At 71.6% G+C, this 15,602-nt stretch carries 15 protein-coding genes and 1 other RNA gene; 8 read left to right on the top strand and 8 right to left on the bottom strand.

Annotation, left to right across the window (positions count from 1 at the left end; all coding sequences use genetic code 11):
- From kdpB to ACYVP9_RS03295, 5 genes are all read right to left on the bottom strand, one after another.
- On the bottom strand, window positions 1-2,076 hold the full coding sequence (kdpB, locus tag ACYVP9_RS03315; protein WP_460603264.1) for a potassium-transporting ATPase subunit KdpB: 2,076 nt from the start codon (window positions 2,074-2,076) through the stop codon (window positions 1-3).
- Window positions 2,076-3,737: a potassium-transporting ATPase subunit KdpA gene (kdpA, locus tag ACYVP9_RS03310; protein WP_460603263.1), complete on the bottom strand. Its 1,662-nt coding sequence runs from the start codon at window positions 3,735-3,737 to the stop codon at window positions 2,076-2,078. Before kdpA ends, kdpB begins: the two co-directional genes overlap by 1 nt.
- Window positions 3,737-3,826 carry a K(+)-transporting ATPase subunit F gene (kdpF, locus tag ACYVP9_RS03305; RefSeq protein ID WP_460603262.1) on the bottom strand — a complete coding sequence of 30 codons (90 nt, stop codon included), beginning with the start codon at window positions 3,824-3,826 and terminating at the stop codon, window positions 3,737-3,739. The genes kdpA and kdpF overlap by 1 nt, the downstream gene beginning before the upstream one ends.
- A gap of 180 nt (window positions 3,827-4,006) precedes the next feature.
- Complete coding sequence (locus ACYVP9_RS03300; RefSeq protein ID WP_460603261.1) at window positions 4,007-4,966, bottom strand: ketoacyl-ACP synthase III; 960 nt, start codon at window positions 4,964-4,966, stop codon at window positions 4,007-4,009.
- 88 nt (window positions 4,967-5,054) lie between these two features.
- Entirely contained in the window at window positions 5,055-5,717 is a 663-nt protein-coding gene (locus ACYVP9_RS03295; RefSeq protein WP_460603260.1) for an FMN-dependent NADH-azoreductase, read from the bottom strand.
- A gap of 110 nt (window positions 5,718-5,827) precedes the next feature.
- Here ACYVP9_RS03295 and ACYVP9_RS03290 point away from each other — a divergent pair, with 110 nt between their 5' ends.
- Window positions 5,828-6,316, top strand: a complete 489-nt coding sequence (locus ACYVP9_RS03290; protein WP_460603259.1) for a MarR family winged helix-turn-helix transcriptional regulator — start codon at window positions 5,828-5,830, stop codon at window positions 6,314-6,316.
- 26 nt (window positions 6,317-6,342) lie between these two features.
- Here the strand turns inward: ACYVP9_RS03290 and ACYVP9_RS03285 are convergent, their stop codons facing one another.
- Window positions 6,343-6,537, bottom strand: a complete 195-nt coding sequence (locus tag ACYVP9_RS03285) for a hypothetical protein (protein WP_460603258.1) — start codon at window positions 6,535-6,537, stop codon at window positions 6,343-6,345.
- A 67-nt stretch (window positions 6,538-6,604) separates the two neighbouring features.
- Between ACYVP9_RS03285 and ACYVP9_RS03280 the strand changes: the two genes are divergently transcribed.
- On the top strand, window positions 6,605-6,823 hold the full coding sequence (locus ACYVP9_RS03280; RefSeq protein WP_460603257.1) for a hypothetical protein: 219 nt from the start codon (window positions 6,605-6,607) through the stop codon (window positions 6,821-6,823).
- Window positions 6,813-7,685, top strand: coding sequence for a class I SAM-dependent methyltransferase (locus ACYVP9_RS03275; RefSeq protein WP_460603256.1), 873 nt, complete (start codon window positions 6,813-6,815; stop codon window positions 7,683-7,685). The genes ACYVP9_RS03280 and ACYVP9_RS03275 overlap by 11 nt, the downstream gene beginning before the upstream one ends.
- A 36-nt stretch (window positions 7,686-7,721) precedes the next feature.
- On the opposite strand, the gene rnpB is transcribed toward ACYVP9_RS03275, so the two are convergent.
- Together rnpB and ACYVP9_RS03265 are read right to left on the bottom strand one after the other, a co-directional pair.
- Window positions 7,722-8,106, bottom strand: an RNA gene (gene rnpB / locus ACYVP9_RS03270) — RNase P RNA component class A.
- A gap of 31 nt (window positions 8,107-8,137) precedes the next feature.
- Window positions 8,138-8,626, bottom strand: a complete 489-nt coding sequence (locus ACYVP9_RS03265) for a GNAT family N-acetyltransferase (protein WP_460603255.1) — start codon at window positions 8,624-8,626, stop codon at window positions 8,138-8,140.
- Between the two features lie 33 nt (window positions 8,627-8,659).
- On the opposite strand from ACYVP9_RS03265, the gene ACYVP9_RS03260 reads away from it, so the two are divergent.
- From ACYVP9_RS03260 to ACYVP9_RS03240, 5 genes are all read left to right on the top strand, one after another.
- Window positions 8,660-9,175, top strand: coding sequence for a VOC family protein (locus tag ACYVP9_RS03260; protein ID WP_460603254.1), 516 nt, complete (start codon window positions 8,660-8,662; stop codon window positions 9,173-9,175).
- Window positions 9,176-9,185: 10 nt separating this feature from the next.
- Complete coding sequence (locus ACYVP9_RS03255; RefSeq protein ID WP_460603253.1) at window positions 9,186-10,427, top strand: transporter permease; 1,242 nt, start codon at window positions 9,186-9,188, stop codon at window positions 10,425-10,427.
- A gap of 74 nt (window positions 10,428-10,501) precedes the next feature.
- A complete protein-coding gene (locus ACYVP9_RS03250; protein ID WP_460603252.1) occupies window positions 10,502-11,440 on the top strand; it encodes an ABC transporter ATP-binding protein in 939 nt (312 codons plus the stop codon).
- Window positions 11,437-12,804, top strand: coding sequence for an ABC transporter permease (locus ACYVP9_RS03245; RefSeq protein ID WP_460603251.1), 1,368 nt, complete (start codon window positions 11,437-11,439; stop codon window positions 12,802-12,804). Before ACYVP9_RS03250 ends, ACYVP9_RS03245 begins: the two co-directional genes overlap by 4 nt.
- Before the next feature lie 4 nt (window positions 12,805-12,808).
- A complete protein-coding gene (locus ACYVP9_RS03240; protein ID WP_460603250.1) occupies window positions 12,809-15,598 on the top strand; it encodes an alkaline phosphatase family protein in 2,790 nt (929 codons plus the stop codon).
- The last annotated feature ends 4 nt before the right edge of the window (window positions 15,599-15,602 follow it).

Genomic DNA, 15,602 nt, shown 5'->3' with positions numbered 1-15,602 from the left:
TCAGCCGATCCCGGGGACGAACTGGATGACGAGGTCGACGAGCTTGATGCCGACGAACGGCAGCACCAGCCCGCCCAGGCCGTAGACCCAGAGATTGCGGCGCAGCATGGCCGCGGCTCCGGACGGCTTGTACCGCACACCCCGCAGGGCGAGCGGGATGAGCGCCACGATGACGAGCGCGTTGAAGACGACCGCCGACAGGATCGCCGACTGCGGCGAGTGCAGCCGCATGATGTTGAGCTTGTCGAGGCCCGGGTACACGGCGGCGAACATCGCGGGGATGATCGCGAAGTACTTGGCGAGGTCGTTGGCGATCGAGAACGTGGTGAGCGCGCCGCGCGTGATGAGCAGCTGCTTGCCGATCTCGACGATCTCGATGAGCTTCGTCGGGTCCGAGTCGAGGTCGACCATGTTGCCGGCCTCCTTGGCGGCCGACGTGCCCGAGTTCATCGCGACACCGACGTCCGCCTGCGCCAGCGCCGGTGCGTCGTTGGTGCCGTCGCCGGTCATCGCGACGAGCTTGCCGCCCCGCTGCTCGCGTTTGATGAGCGCCATCTTGTCCTCGGGCTTGGCCTCGGCGAGGAAGTCGTCCACGCCGGCCTCGTCCGCGATCGCCTTGGCGGTCAACGGGTTGTCACCGGTGATCATCACGGTGCGGATGCCCATGCGGCGCAGTTCGGCGAACCGCTCGGACATGCCCGCCTTGACGACGTCCTTGAGGTGGATGACCCCGACGACGCTCGCGCGGCCGTCGACGCGTTCGGCGACGACGAGCGGGGTGCCACCGGACGCCGACATGCCGTCGACGACGTCACCGGCCTCGGTCGGCACGTCACCGCCGTGGTCGCGCACCCATTGCATCACCGACCCGGCCGCACCCTTGCGGATCTCGCGGGTGCCGACGTCGACACCGCTCATCCGCGTCTGCGCCGTGAACGCGACGAAGGTCGCGTTGTCCAACTCACCGGCCGCACGCTCGCGCAACCCGTACCGCTCCTTGGCCAGCACGACCACCGAGCGACCCTCGGGCGTCTCGTCCGCCAGGGACGACAGCTGGGCCGCCTCGGCGACATCGGCGTCGGTCCGTCCGCCGACGGGGACGAATTCGGACGCCTGCCGGTTGCCGAGGGTGATCGTGCCGGTCTTGTCGAGCAGCAGGGTGTCGACATCGCCGGCCGCCTCGACCGCGCGTCCGCTCATGGCCAGGACGTTGCGCTGCACGAGCCGGTCCATGCCGGCGATGCCGATGGCGGACAGCAGGGCCCCGATGGTCGTCGGGATCAGGCACACCAGCAGCGACACGAGCACGATGCCGGTGAGCCCGTTGTCGTCCAGGGCAGCACTGTCGCCGAGGCCCGGCTGCTGCGCCTTCGAGAAGATGGCCAGCGGTTGCAGCGTGACGGTTGCGAGAAGGAACACGATGGTCAGGGACGCGAGCAGGATGTTGAGGGCGATCTCGTTCGGCGTCTTCTGCCGGCTGGCCCCCTCGACCAGCCCGATCATGCGGTCGATGAAGCTCTTTCCGGGCTCCTGGGTGATCTCGACGACGATGCGGTCGCTGAGCACCCGGGTGCCGCCCGTCACGGCGCTGCGGTCACCACCGCTCTCGCGGATGACGGGCGCGCTCTCGCCGGTGATCGCCGACTCGTCGACGCTGGCGATGCCCTCGACGACGTCGCCGTCGCCGGGGATGACGTCACCCGCCTCGCACACCACCCGGTCACCGCGGGCCAGCTGCGGCGCGCCGACCGACTCGAGCGAGCCGTCCGGCCGCAGCCGGTTCGCCAGGGTGTCGGTCTTCGCCTTGCGCAGCGCGTCCGCCTGCGCCTTGCCGCGGCCCTCCGCCACCGCCTCCGCGAGGTTGGCGAACAGCGTGGTCAGCCAGAGCCACACGACGATCAGCCAGGCGAAGACGGACGGATCGGTGACCGCGATGACGGTGCTGAAGACGGCGCCGACCTCGACGAGGAACATCACCGGGTTGCGGTAGAGGGTGCGCGGGTCGAGTTTGCGCAGGGCCTGCGGGGTGGACGCGATCAGTTGCGCCGCGCTGAAGGCGGACGCGGTGGCGGTCATCAGTGAAGCCCTTCGGCGAGCGGCCCGAGGGCCAGGGAGGGGAAGTAGGTCAGCGCGACGACGATCACCGTGACGCCCAGCAACATGCCGACGAACAGCGTGCGGTGGGTGGGCAGGGTGCCGTCGGTGGCGGGCACGGGTCGTTGCCGGGCGAGCGCGCCGGCGAGGCCGAGCACGAACACGATGGGCAGGAACCGTCCGAGCAGCATCGCGACGCCGAGGGCGTAGTTCCACCACACGGTGTTCACCGACAGGCCGGCGAAGGCGCTGCCGTTGTTGTTGCCGGCGGACGTGAACGCGTAGAGCACCTCGCTCAGCCCGTGCGCGCCGCCGTTCAGCATCGCGGCACGCTGCCCGGGCAGCGCCATGGCGAGCGCGGTGCCGCCCAGCACCACGGTCGGGGTCGTCAGGATGTAGAGCGAGGCGAACTTGATCTCGCGCCCGCCCAGCTTCTTGCCGAGGTACTCGGGAGTCCGTCCCACCATGAGGCCCGCGATGAACACGGTGACGACGGCGAGCACGAGCATGCCGTAGAGGCCGGAACCGACGCCGCCGGGCGCGATCTCGCCCAGCATCATGTTGAGCAGCGTCATCGCGCCGCCGAGGCTCGTGTACGAGTCGTGGAAGCTGTTGACCGCGCCGGTCGAGGTGAGCGTCGTCGCGGCCGCGAACACGCCTGACTGCTGCACCCCGAAACGGCTTTCCGTCCCTTCCGTCGCCGCACCGACCGCGGTCGGCACGGTGCCGTGATGCATGCCCTGCAGCACGACGGTCAGCACCACGCTGGTCAGGGCGATGACGCCCATGACGGCGAGGATCGCGCGTCCCTGGCGGTGGTCACCGATCAGGTGGCCGAACGTCCGCGGGAGCGAGAACGCGATGGAGAAGATCAGCAGGATCTGCAGCCAGCTCGTCCACGCCGTCGGGTCCTCGAACGGGTGGGCCGAGTTGGCGTTGTAGAAGCCGCCGCCGTTGGTGCCGAGTTCCTTGATGACCTCCTGCGACGCGACCGGACCACCGGTGACGGTCTGCGAACCCCCGGTCAGCGTCGTCACCGTCGTGTAGTCGTGGAAGTTCTGCACCATGCCGGCGCCGACGAACACGATCGCGAACACGACCGAGATCGGCAGCAGCACCCGGAAGCTGATGCGCGTCAGGTCGACCCAGAAGTTGCCGAGCGTCCTCGCGCGGTTGCGCGAGAAGCCCCGGACGAGCGCGGCGACGACGGAGATGCCGACGGCGGCGGACACGAAGTTCTGCACCGCGAGGCCGGCCATCTGCACGACGTAACCGAGCGCGCTCTCCCCCGAGTACGACTGCCAGTTCGTGTTCGTCACGAAGCTGGCCGCGGTGTTGAAAGCCTGGTCGGCCGTCATCTGCGGCACGTCGAACGGGCCGGGCAGGTGGTTCTGTACGCGCAGGAACACGTAGAGGAAGACCACCGAGACGCCGCTGAAGGCGAGCACCGAGCGCAGGTAGCGCGACGTCGCCTGTTCGGCGTCGGGGTCGACCCCGGAGAGGCGGTAGGCGACCCGCTCGACGGCGAGATGCCGGGTGCTGGTCAGCGTGCGGGCGATGTAGTCACCGAGCGGCTTGTGGACGATCGCCAGCACCACGACCAGCGACCCGATGTAGACGGCGGTCGCGCCCCACTCCGGCATCAGAACTTCTCCGGATACAGCAGCGCGATCACCAGGAAGATCGCGAACAGCACCGCGAGCACCAGGCCCACGGCATTCACAACGCTCACAGCCGCTCGGCCCCCTTGGCGACGAGGCCGAGCAGGACGAAGGCGGCGACCGTCACCAGGACGGCCCAGAAGTCACTCACGCCTCGCAGTGTTCGTCCGCGCGAGGACCGATGTCGCCCTGGGACGGGCGTATTCACGCCGTCCTCGCGGCAGTCTCACGCCGCCGCAAGGGCCGTGTGACTACGGCAACTCGACGACCTGTCCGGACCACGCCAGGCCGGCGCCGAAGCCGAGCAGCAGGGCGAGCTGCCCGCTGCGCGCGCGTCCCTCGGCGAGCAGCCGGCACAGGGCCAGCGGGATCGACGCGGCGGACGTGTTGCCCACGGTCACGATGTCGTCGGCGACGACGGCGCGGGTGAGGCCGAGCTTCTGCGTCAGCGCGTCGACGATGCGCAGGTTCGCCTGGTGCGGCACGAAGACGTCGAGCTCGTCGAGCCCGATGCCGGCACGCGCGCAGGCCTCGCGGGCAACCGCGGGCATGCTCTCGACGGCCCAGCGGAAGACCGTCCGCCCGGCCATCCGCATGCGTCCGCCGGCGACGCCACCGCAGTCGATCAGGCCCCGCTCGGCGCCGTCGCTTCCCCATACGGCCGGACCGATACCCGGCCGGTCGGACGCCGCGACGACCGCCGCGCCCGCCCCGTCACCGAAGATCACGGACGTGCCCAGGTCGGCCGGGTCGACCAGCGAGCGCATGTGTTCGGCGCCGACGACGAGCACCCGCTGCGCCGCGCCCGCGCGGATCAGGTTGTCGGCCGTCGACACCGCGTAGCTGAACCCGCTGCACGCGCTGTTGAGCTGCATCCGCGGCGCCGCGGGCGCGACCCCGGCCGCGAGGGTGTTGACGTCCCACGGGCCGGTGGCCGCGCTGCAACTGGCGGTGATGACGAGGTCGACGTCGCTCTCGTCCAGACGGGCGGCGGCGATGGCGGACCGACCGGCCTCGTGGGCCAGCGCGACGAGCTCACCGGCGCCGTCCACCTGGCCGTACCCCTCGATGCCGGTGCGGGCCCGGACCCATCCCGCGTCCTTGCCGAAACCGGCTCCGACGTCACTCGACGCGACCGTGCGACGGGGGCGCGCGGCCCCGAGACCGAGCAGCCGGGTGAACGACGGCCGTGCGCTGGAGAGCAGAGGCACTGTCTGTAACCTTCGGTACCGTAGGTAGTAGGACCTCCGACTATCCGGGTTACCGGCACGTACGCGAAATGCCGCGCCTGGGACGCCCTCAGCCGGCCGCGCGCAGCGGCTCGGCGGCCGCCAGGGCGCGGCCCGCCTCACGGGCGGCCGTCTTGGCGCCGGCGTGCAGTTCCGCGGCGGCGTCCTTGAACTCGTCCAGGGCCGGGTTGACCCCGACGAGGGTGAACTCGCGCTCGACGACGGTGAGGTCGGCACCCCAGAGGTCGGCGAGGATGCGCCGCAGGTAGCCGGTCGAGTGGTCCCAGCCCTCGCGGGGAGTGCCCGCACCGTAGGCGCCGCCGCGGACGGCCGCCAGGACGACCTTCTTGCCCTCGAGCAGCGGCGCACCCCCGGTGGTCGCCCGGGGGTCGGTGATGATGAGGTCGATCCAGGTCTTGACGTGCTGCGAGACACCGAAGTTGTACAGCGGCACCGCCAGGAGGATCGCGTCGGCGGCGAGCAGTTCGTCCACCAGGGTGGCCGCGAGCGCCCGCGCGTCGCGCTGCGCGTCCGTCCACTCGGCTTCCGGCACGAAGCCGGCGGTGGCAGCCAGGCCCCACGCGTCGGACGGCAGCACCTCGACACCGACGTGGCGCTTCACGACGCTGTCGCGGGGATGCGCGTGACGCCACTCCTCCTCGACGATGTCGGCGATCTCGCGGCTCGCGGAGCCCTCGATGCGGATGCTGGCGTCCAGGCGGAACAGGGTCATGGCGTCTCCTCGATCGCGTACTTCACAGTTGAAGTAACTTCGAGGTCCAACTTAGTTCAACCTTGAAACGTTCCGGACGTGACACAGACCACTGTTGCTAGGGTTCGCGCGTGGCTGACGAGGCGCCCCGGTGGCTCACCGGCCAGGAACAGGACGCCTGGCGTGCCGCGGCGTCGATGATGCTCCAGCTGCCCGGGCCCCTCGACGCCCAGCTGCAGCGCGACTCGGGCATCAGCCTGTTCGAGTACTTCGTGCTGAGCTCGCTGTCCATGGCGCCCGACGAGACGGTGCGCATGAGCGAGCTGGCACGACTGTCCAACGGATCTCCGTCACGGCTGTCGAACGTCGCCAAACGGCTCGAGCAGAAGCGCTGGCTGCGCCGCACCACCGACCCGCGCGACCGCCGGGTGACGGTGGCCCGGCTGACCCCTGCCGGACGGCGGGTGGTCGAGGCCGCGGCGCCCGGACACGTCGCCGCCGTTCGGCAGTTCCTGATCGACCGGCTCACCGCCGTGCAGGTGCGCACGCTCGCCGAGATCGGCGAGACGGTGCGCGCCGGCATCGAGTGCCCGGACGACGGACCGGACGGCGTCTGCTGATCGCCGGACGGCCGGGCCCGTGACCGTCAGGACTTCGTCGAGCTCTTCTTCGAGCCCTTCTTCGAGCCCTTCTTCGAGCTCTTCTTCTTGGCCTTGGCGCCCTTCTTGCCCAGCTCGGACTGCGCGGCGGACGACGTGCGGGGGTTCTTCTTGCCCTCCTTCGCCGCCTTGGCGTTCGCCTTCTTCGCGGTGTCGCTGCCCTTGCCCTTTTTCTCGGCCATGCCGGTGCTTGTACCCGCGGCACCGGGTCGCCGTGCGTTCGTCGGAACCCGCTGGTAGACCGGGGCCGTGACCACATCCACCCCCACCCGCCTGCTCGACGTCCGGCGGCTGTGGGCCGAGCCCGACGCGTTCGCCGGTGAGCGCGGGCAGCGGGTCCGCACCCGCACCGACCTGATCCCCGAGCACGCGCCGTGGCTGCGGATGCGGCTGCGGATGCGGCTGCGGATGCGGATGCGGATGCGGCTGCGGATGCGGCTGCGGATGCGGATGCGGCATGCCTTCTGACGGCGACGTCGTCGACGTGCTGCGGGCCCTCGCCGACGACGACCGCGATCGCGCCGTCACCCTGGCTGCCGCGGACGACCCGCGACGTCCGCTGCTGTCCCTGGCGGTGCGCACGTACCTGACGCGTGGTGACCGCGCGGACGTCTACGACGCGCCCGCGGCGTTCCAGGCGTTCATCGACGGCGGCGACAACGTCGGGCTCTACCGTGCGACGAGCGCCGCGCTGGCCGAGGGCTACCGCGGCGCGACCACGCTGCTCGACATCGGGTGCGGTACCGGGCACGCCCTGGTCCCCGCGCTCGCGCTGGCGCCGGGCACCGTCACCTCGGTGACGATGGTCGAACCGTCCCCCGCGCTGCTGCACGAAGCCCGTGACGGCGTGGCCCGCGAGCTGCCCGCCCTCGCCGTGACGCCGTTCGAGGGCACGCTGCGATCGTTCCTCGAGCAGACCCACGACCGGTTCGACGTCGTCGAGTCGACGTTCGCGCTGCACACCATGCCGCCCGACGAGCGCGCGGCGCTGCTGCCCGCGCTGGCCGAACGCACCGGCCGGCTGCAGGTCGCCGAGTTCGACCACACGCCGCACCCGGCCGGCTCCGAGGACCAGCTGCGCTTCCTCGCCGACAGCTACGAACGCGGCCTCGGCGAGTACGACGACGACCGCGACCTCGTCGCGCAGGGCTTCCTCATGGGGGTGCTCACCGGCCAGCTCGAGCCCGGCGCGCCCCGCTACACGTTCGAGCAGCCGGCGTCCGACTGGGTGGCCGAGCTGCGCGCCGCGGGCTTCTCCGACGTCGTCGCGCGGCCCCTGGCCGACTACTGGTCCTCGCCGGCCGTCCTGCTCACCGCACGCGGACGCTGAGAGACGCGCCGACGCCGAGGGCCGGGTACAGGGCGGCGGACGAGTCGACCTGTAAGCCGGATCCTGTCCCGGCGCGAACGCCGGTGGCGGCCATCCATCTGGGCCTGCCGTCGCCGACAGGCTCTAGCGGTCCACCCGCGGACTCGGGCGGGCAGCCCTCGAACGTCCGCGCGAACCAGCACGCTGGTTCTTCTCGACCTTGCTCCGGGTGGGGTTTACCGAGCCGCTGCGGTCACCCGCCGCGCTGGTGGTCTCTTACACCGCCGTTTCACCCTTACCCGGACGCGAACGCCCGGGCGGTCTGTTTTCTGTGGCACTGTCCCGCGGGTCACCCCGGGTTGCCGTTGGCAACCACCCTGCCCTGTGGAGTCCGGACTTTCCTCGACACGGTTCCCCGTGCCGCGGCCGCCCGGTCGGCTCGTCCGCCGCGCCGAGAAGCATACGGCGGACGGTCAGAGCGGCTGCATCAGCTGGCTGAAGGCCGGGCGCGCACCCTGCCGGGTGTAGAACCGCAGCCCGTCGTGATTGTCCGTCCGGGTGTCGATGTGCATCGTCGCGGCGCCCCGGTCGCGGGCCCAGCCGACGGCGGCCGCGTACAGCCGGGCCCCGAGCCCCGTCCCACGGGCGCCGCCGGCGACGACGAGCGTGAGGAGCTCCGCGTGCTCGCCGACCGGTTCGAGCACCGGGCGCAGCAGTCCCTCCCGGTCGAGCATCGTGACGAGGGCGAGGCCGTCCCACCCGTCCGCCCCGCGGTGCACGAACAGCTCGGCGACGCCGTCGCGCAGCAGCGGTTCGGCCCTCGCGCGCCAGCCCGCGTAGGCGGCGTCCTCGTCGCGCGGCACGAACCCGGGCGGCACCTCGATCGCGCTGTGGTGCCGGTGCAGCTCGATGCGCAGCGCACGGGCCTCGTCGATCCTGTCAACGGGCAGCGTCTCGATCACGCGCCCGACGGTAGGCGCACTACGCTCGGGGCCATGCCCGAACCGTCCGGTGCCGAGCTCGCCGCCGTCCGCGAACGCCGTGAGCAGTTGCGCGAGAAGTACCTGCAGGAGAAGTCCGTCCGTCCGCCGACGACGGCTCGCGGCATCCATCACGCGGCGTTCGTGTGCCAGGACGTCGAGGCGACGATCCGCTTCTACCAGGGCTTTCTCGGCTTCCCCCTCGTCGAGCTCGTCGAGAACCGCGACTACGCCGGCTCCAGCCACTTCTTCTTCGATCTCGGCAACAGCAACCTGCTCGGCTTCTTCGATTTCCCCGGCCTCGACCAGGAGCCGTACAAGGAGACGATCGGTGCGCTGCAGCACCTCGCCATCTCGGTGACGTCCGAGCAGTTCGAGGCGGCGAAGGCCAAGTTCGACGAGGCCGGCATCGACTACCTCGGACCCGACCGCGGCGCCGACGACAGCATCTACTTCCGCGATCCCAACGGCATGGGCATCGAGCTCTACCGCGAGGTGCTCGGGCACTTCGAGGGAGCCGAGCTCCTGTGACGCTCGACCGGTGACCGGCGCGGCGGCCGAGACCGTCGCCGTCGTCCTGCTCGTCGCGTCGCTCGGCTTCGCCGTGCTGCGCCCGCGCGGGCTGTCGGAGGCGGTCGTCGCGGTGCCGGCGGCACTGCTCATCGTGGTGCTCGGCATCGTGCCGTGGCGCGACGCCCTGCACGCCCTCGGCGACATCGGGCCGACGGTCGGGTTCCTCGCGGCCATCCTCGTGTTCGGGCATCTCTGTGCCGAGGCGCAGGTGTTCGTCTACCTCGGCGGCGTGGCCTCGCGGCTCTCGCGTGGTGATCCCCGACGGCTGCTGACCCTGGTCGTCGCCCTGGCCGCCGGGGTGACCGCGACTCTCACCCTCGACGCGACGGTCGTCCTCGTGACGCCGGTCGTGCTCGCCACCGTGGCGCGGCTGGGGGTGCCCGCCCGTCCGTTCGCGTACGCCTGCACGCGGCTGGCCAACAGCGGGTCGTTGCTGCTGCCCGTGTCGAACCTGACCAACCTGCTCGCGTTCGCGGCCGCCGGCCTCTCGTTCGGACGCTTCGCGGCACTCATGCTGCTGCCGTGGCTGCTCGTCTGCCTGCTCGAGCGGGTGGGCATCCGCTGGTTCTTCCGCCGCGACTTCGACCAACCGCCGGAGCACGAGGCGGTCGACCCGCCTCCCGCACCGCGGTACGCGCTCTTCGTCCTGGCGGTGACGGTCACCCTGTTCGTGGTCACGTCCGCCGTCGACGTCTCCCCCGCCTTCGCCGCCGTCGCCGGCTGCCTGGCCCTGCTCGCCCCGCGGTGGCGGACGGTACGACCGATGCCGATCGTCCGCGCGGCGTCGGTGGGCTTCTGCCTGTTCGTGCTCGCGCTGTCGGTGATCGTCGTCGGCGTCACCAGCCACGGTCTGGGTGACGAGCTGGCGAAGCTGGTGCCGGACGGCACCTCGCTGCTCGCCCTGCTGGGTGCCGCGGCCATCGCCGCCGTGCTGGCGAACGTGGTGAACAACCTGCCCGCCACCCTCGCGCTGCTGCCGGTCGTCACCGGCTCCCCTGCCGCGGTGCTCGCCGTGCTCATCGGGGTCAACGTCGGCCCCAACGCCACCTACGCGGGGTCGCTCGCGACGCTGCTCTGGCGCCGGCTGCTGCCCGCCGATCACAAGCCCCGCGCCGGGGAGTTCCACCTGCTCGGCCTGCTGACGGTGCCGGTGCTGGTCGTCGTGGCGGTGGCGGCGCTCTGGCTCGGCGTGCGGACCGTCGGAGCCTGACCGCCGCCCGCCCGTTACCTGCTGTTCGTCCAACAGGTCCGGTTTCGTCCTTAAGCAACTCATAGCTTCGGTTCGTGATCGACGAACCGACCGTGCGAGCCCGCGGTCTCGTGAAGGCCTTCGGCGACGTGATCGCCCTCGACGGCGTCGACCTCGACGTCGCCGCGGGACGCGTCCACGGGCTGATCGGCCCCAACGGCGCGGGCAAGACCACCCTGCTGGGGCTGCTGCTGCATCTGGCGTTGCCCGACCGGGGCGAGCTGGACATCCTCGGGCACCGCGCGCGGCGCACCCTCGCCCTGCCGCCCGGTGTCGCGGGGTTCGTGGACGGACCCGGCCTCTACCCCTCCCTGACGGCACGGCAGAACCTGTCCACGACGGCCGCGCTCGCCGGCGAGGGGTCGGCCGGTGTCGAGGCCGCGCTCGCCCGCGTCGGGTTGGGCGACGTGGCCGACGACCGCGTGCGCGGCTTCTCGCTCGGCATGCGGCAACGGCTCGGGCTCGCCGCCGCCCTGCTGACCGAGCCGCGCCTGCTCGTGCTGGACGAGCCCGCCAACGGGCTCGACCCCGCCGGTACCCGCCACGTGCACCGGGTGCTCACCGAGCTCGCGGCGGCGGGCACCTCGGTGATCCTCTCCAGCCACCGCATGGACGACCTCGCCGCGCTCTGCGACGACGTCACCCTGCTCGCCACCGGACGGGTCGTGTTCAGCGGGCCGCTGGGCAAGCTCGAGGCCGAGGTCGGCGAGCTCGACCACCGCATCCGGACGTCCGACGCCGACGCCGCCCGCCGGGTCGCCGAGGCGGTGGACGGGGTGCGGCTCCTGCCGGCCGACGACGTGGTGCGGCGGCGCGACACCGACACCCTGCTCGTCCGTGCCGCCGTGCCCGTGCTGGACGACCTCGTCGCGGCCCTCGCCGCGGCAGGGGTGGCCGTCCGCGAGCTGACGCCGGTCGTCTCCCCGCTCGAGGCCGCGTACCTCGCGCTGACCGGAGCCGGTGACGCGCGATGACGACCCTGGCCCCGCCCCCCGTCAGGACCGGTGACGTCGCCCGGCCCGCGCCGCTCGGGCGCGCGGTGCGCTTCGAACTGGTCAAGCTGCTCGCGCAGTGGCGGGTGCGGCTGCTGCTGCTGACGTGCTGGGTCGCGCCGGCGCTCTTCGTCGCCGTGGTCAGCCGGCAGAGCAGCCTGCCCGCCGACACCGTGTTCGGACGGTGGATGGACCGGAGCGGCGCGGCCGGGCCGCTGGTCGTGCTGATGTTCTGCGGCGCCTGGGTGCTGCCGCTGGCGACGTCGCTCGTCGCCGGGGACGTGTTCGCCGCCGAGGACCGGCTCGGCACCTGGCGGCACCTGCTCGTCACCGTGCGCTCGCCGCGGCGGATCTTCGCCGCGAAGACCGCCGCCGCGCTCACGGTGGTGCTCGTGCTCTGGCTCGGCCTCGCCGTGTCGGGTGTCGTCGGCGGCCTGCTCGCCGTCGGCGGGCACGACCTGGTCGGCCTGGACGGCCACCTGCTGTCCGCGGGGTCCGCCCTCACCCACGTCGTCCTCGCGTGGTTGTGCGTGGTGCCGCCGACGCTGGCGTTCGCCGCCGTAGGCCTGCTCGGTTCGGTGGTGCTGGGCCGCTCGCCGATGGGCCTCGCGACGCCGGCGCTGCTGGCGGTCGTGCTGCAGCTCGCGCAGCTGCTGCCGCTGCCCGCGGTGGTCCGCGCCGCCCTGCCCAGCTGGGCGTTCCTGTCGTGGCGCGGGCTGTTCACCGAGCCGGCGCAACCGGCGGGTGTGGTCGTGGGTCTCGTCGTCAGCGCCGCCTGGCTGCTCGTCGCCGCCGGGGTCGCATACGCGCTCTTCCTGCGCCGTGACTTCACCGACCTCGCGCACGACGGCCTCGGCCGGCGCGCCGCGGCGGTCGCCCTCGCCCCGCTCGCCGGGCTGCTGCTCCTCGGCGTCGCCGGCGTCGCCGTCGCCACCCCCGCCTCGGGGTCGGGCGTGACCCGCGCGGCCCTCGACCGGTCGCTCGCGACCACGTTCGCCCACCTGTACCGGTTGCAGGCACGCGAGCTGAACCGTCCCGACGTCACCGAGACCCAACTGGCCGCGAGCGCGGCGTGCGACAAGGGCGGCTCGCTGGTCGCCGACAGCGGGCCCGGCAACGACTGGCGCTGCGTCGTGCAGTGGCACATCCCGGGTGCCCGCGCGGTCGGCCGCGCGATCTACCAGCTCGACGTCACCCCCGACGGCCGCTACATCGCCGACGGCGACGGACCGAAGTCGGTCAACGGCTATTTCCCGGTGCGGACGTCCACGGGCGACGCGGCCAACCCCCTGTGGCAGTTCGACGGCCTCGTCGATCTGCTCGACTCCCCCACAGTGAAGGACTGAGCACATGCAGGTCACCCGACGCCGAAGCGCGTCCCCCTCCAGGATCCGGCGGGTCCGGCGCGTCACCACCGGCGCCGCCGCGGTGCTGCTCGCCGGCACCGGAATCGCCACCGCGTCCACCACCGTGTTCGGCGAGAACCAGGTCGGTACCAGCAACGACCGCGGACTGCAGATCTCGTCCGACCAGGTCCTGAAGCCGCTGGGCAACCGGCTGGTCACGAAGTTCGGCAAGATCATGGGCTCCACCGTGAGCCCGGACGGCCGCTACCTGGCCGCGGCCAGCACCGACAAGTCGGTGACGCTGCAGATCTTCGACCTCAAGCCGTACCGCCTGATCTGGACGGCGGGCTCGGCCGGCTTCGTCAACCAGAAGCTGACCGACGACACGATCGGCCAGGAGGCGCCGGTCTACTCGCCGGACGGCAAGTTCCTCTGGCTGTCGCAGAACGACCGCGTCACCCGCTTCCCGGTGAACGCCGACGGCACGCTCGGCACCCCGGTGCCGTTCGCGCTGCCGAAGGTGGGCACGACCTCGGCACTGCCCGGTCAGGGCGCCTTCTCCTCGGACGGGGGCACCCTCTACCTGCCGCTCAACGGCCAGAACCGCGTCGTCGCCCTCGACGCCGCGACCGGCGCCGTCCAGCACAGCTGGGAGGTCGGCATCGCACCGCGCGAGGTGGCACTCGTCGGCGGCACGCTCTACGTGAGCAACGAGGGCGGACGGCGTGCCCGTCCCGGTGAGACGACGATCAGTTCCTACGGCACCGACGTCCCCGCCGATCCCTACCTCGGCACCTCGACGACGGGCACGCTCAGCGTCATCGACACCGCGGACCCCGCCGCGACCGTCGGGTCGATCACGGTGGGGCTGCACCCCACCGCGCTGCACGTCGAGCGCAACGCGCTGTTCGTCGCCGACACCAACAGTGACGCCGTCTCGGTCGTGAACACCCGCACGAACAAGGTCGTGCAGACGATCGCCACGCAGCCGTGGCCGTCCTCGCCGGTCGGCTACGAGCCGACCGCGATCACCGTGACGGACGACAACCACCTGCTCGTCACCCTCGGCCGCGCCGACGCCGTCGCGGTGTACCGGTACTACGGCACGCCGCGTCAGCCCGTCAGCTACTTGGGCCTGCTGCCCACGGACTACTTCCCGTCCGACATCGCGCAGGTCGGCGGCAAGGTCGTCGTCACCAACACCCGTGGCATCGACGCCCGCGGACCGGAGCTGACCTTCACCAAGGGCACCGGCACCGTCCCGGCGACCGGCCACGGCACGCACAGCACCACCGCCTCGCTGACCCGCTTCGCGCTGCCCGACGACCGTCGCATCGCCACGCTGACCGACACCGTGTTCGCCCAGAACGGCTGGGGCAACGGCGACGTCGTGCAGGCGCACGGCCGGGGCGCGCGTCCCGTTCCGGTGCCGAAGCGGTTGGGCGACCCGTCCACGATCAAGCACGTCTTCCTGCTCGTGAAGGAGAACCGCACCTACGACCAGGTGTACGGCGACGTCAAGCGCGGCAACGGCGACGCCGGGCTCGCGCAGTTCGGCAAGAACGTCACCCCCAACCAGCACGCGCTCGCCAAGCAGTACGGCCTGTACGACAACACCTACGACATCGGCACCAACTCCGCCGAGGGCCACAACTGGCTGATGCAGGGCGACAACCCGGAGTACACCGAGTCGAGCGCCGGCTCCTACACCCGCAGCTACGACACCGAGGACGACGTGCTCGGCCACCAGCGCTCGGGCTTTCTCTGGACGGCCGTGAAGAGCGCCGGCAACACCGCGCGCAACTTCGGCGAGTTCACGCAGTTCGAGACCAAGCCCGCCGGGGCGACGTGGCAGCAGTACTACTGCGCGGCCCGCGCGGTCGACGGCGGTGCCGACCCATCGACGCTGCTCGACCCCTCGATCCGCCAGGACACCGAGTCGCCGATCCCGTCGCTGAACGCGATCACGAACCACGACTACCCGAAGTTCGACACCGACATCCCCGACCTCTACCGCTACCAGATCTGGAAGCAGGACTTCGAGAAGAACGGTCCGGCGAACCTGAACATGTTCTGGCTCTCGAGCGACCACACCGGTGGCACGCCCGACCCGCGCGCCCAGGTCGCGGACGGTGACGTCGCCGTCGGCCGCATCGTGGACGAGATCTCGCACAGCCCGTACTGGAAGTCGTCGGCGATCTTCGTCGTCGAGGACGACAGCCAGGACGGCGCCGACCACATCGACGGCCACCGTGCCCCGATCCAGGTCATCAGCCCGTGGGCCCAGCACGACGCGGTCGACAGCACCTACTACACGCAGATCACCATGGTGCGCACCATCGAGCAGATCCTCGGCGCGCAGCCGCTGAACGAGAAGCTCGCAGCGGCCACGCCGATGTACGGCGCGTTCACGAAGCGTGCGGACCTCGCGCCCTTCACCGCGAAGCGCAACCAGGTGCCGCTGACCGAGGGGGTCGCCACCGCGCCCACCTGCGGCAACGACACCCTCGGCCGCACGGGGACGGCCGCCCGCCGCCTGGCCGTGCAGCAGCAGCACGCGACGGCGGTCCCGTCGGACAAGCGCGGTCTGGCCGCACAGTGGCAGGCGTGGCGATCGCACCAGCGCTTCACCGGCAACTACGCGGTGCCCGACTACGCGAACCCCGAGCAGATGAACCGCTACACCTGGTACCAGACCCACGACTGGACGAAGCCCTACCCGGGCGACACCACGGTGTACGCGCCGTCGCAGGTGCCCGGCGCGTACGTCCCCGGGGACGACGGCGACGACTGATCGG

Source organism: Jatrophihabitans fulvus (genome assembly GCF_054781375.1).
This window is presented reverse-complemented; position numbering and strand designations above follow the sequence as displayed.